This is a genomic window from Virgisporangium aliadipatigenens, assembly GCF_016863615.1.
Taxonomy (GTDB): Bacteria; Actinomycetota; Actinomycetes; order Mycobacteriales; family Micromonosporaceae; genus Virgisporangium; species Virgisporangium aliadipatigenens.
Genome location: NZ_BOPF01000100.1, coordinates 1 through 1,259 on the forward strand (window position 1 = coordinate 1; position 1,259 = coordinate 1,259).

Below are 1,259 nucleotides of genomic sequence, written 5' to 3' on the forward strand. Positions count from 1 at the left end.
GGACAGCTCGGTCTTACCGACACCGGACGGGCCGGCGAAGATGAACGAGCCGGAGGGCCGCTTCGGGTCCTTGAGCCCGGCGCGGGTACGGCGGATCGCCTTGGAGACCGCCTTGACCGCGTCGTCCTGGCCGACGATCCGCTTGTGCAGCTCCTCCTCCATGCGCAGGAGCCGAGCGGTCTCTTCCTCGGTCAGCTTGTAGACCGGGATACCGGTCCAGTTGGCCAGCACCTCCGCGATCTGCTCGTCGTCGACCTCGGACACGACGTCGAGGTCGCCGGCCTTCCACTCCTTCTCCCGCTGCGACTTCTGGCCGAGGAGCTGCTTCTCCTTGTCCCGCAGCTGGGCGGCCCGCTCGAAGTCCTGCGCGTCGATCGCGCCTTCCTTGTCGCGGCGCACCTGCGCGATGCGCTCGTCGAAGTCCCGCAGGTCCGGCGGCGCGGTCATCCGGCGGATCCGCATCCGCGCACCGGCCTCGTCGATCAGGTCGATCGCCTTGTCCGGCAGGTAGCGGTCGGAGATGTACCGGTCGGCCAGCGTCGCGGCGGCCACCAGCGCGGCGTCGGTGATCGACACCCGGTGGTGCGCCTCGTACCGGTCGCGCAGCCCCTTGAGGATCTCGATCGTGTGGGCCAGCGACGGCTCGCCCACCTGGATCGGCTGGAACCGGCGCTCGAGCGCGGCGTCCTTCTCCAGGTGCTTGCGGTACTCGTCGAGCGTGGTCGCACCGATCGTCTGCAGCTCGCCACGGGCCAGCATCGGCTTGAGGATGCTCGCCGCGTCGATCGCGCCCTCGGCCGCACCCGCACCGACGAGCGTGTGGATCTCGTCGATGAACAGGATGATGTCGCCGCGGGTGCGGATCTCCTTGAGCACCTTCTTCAGGCGCTCCTCGAAGTCACCGCGGTAGCGCGAGCCGGCCACCAGGGCGCCCAGGTCAAGCGTGTAGAGCTGCTTGTCCTTGAGCGTCTCGGGGACCTCGCCCTTGACGATCCGCTGCGCCAGGCCCTCGACGACGGCGGTCTTGCCGACGCCGGGCTCGCCGATGAGGACCGGGTTGTTCTTGGTGCGGCGGGACAGCACCTGCATGACCCGCTCGATTTCCTTCTCGCGCCCGATGACCGGGTCGAGCTTGCCCTCGCGGGCGGCCTGGGTCAGGTTTCGGCCGAACTGGTCGAGCACCAGGCTGGTCGACGGCGCGGCCTCGCCCGCGGCGCCGGTGCCGGCACCGGCCGGCTCCTTGCCCGTCTGGTAGCCCG

Annotated in this window: 1 protein-coding gene; it reads right to left on the reverse strand. The window is 70.0% G+C overall.

Features of this window, described 5'->3' with window-relative positions; genetic code table 11:
- Positions 1-1,259 (reverse strand): AAA family ATPase (locus tag Val02_RS46935; RefSeq protein ID WP_203905885.1); only part of this gene is annotated, 1,259 nt, incomplete at both ends.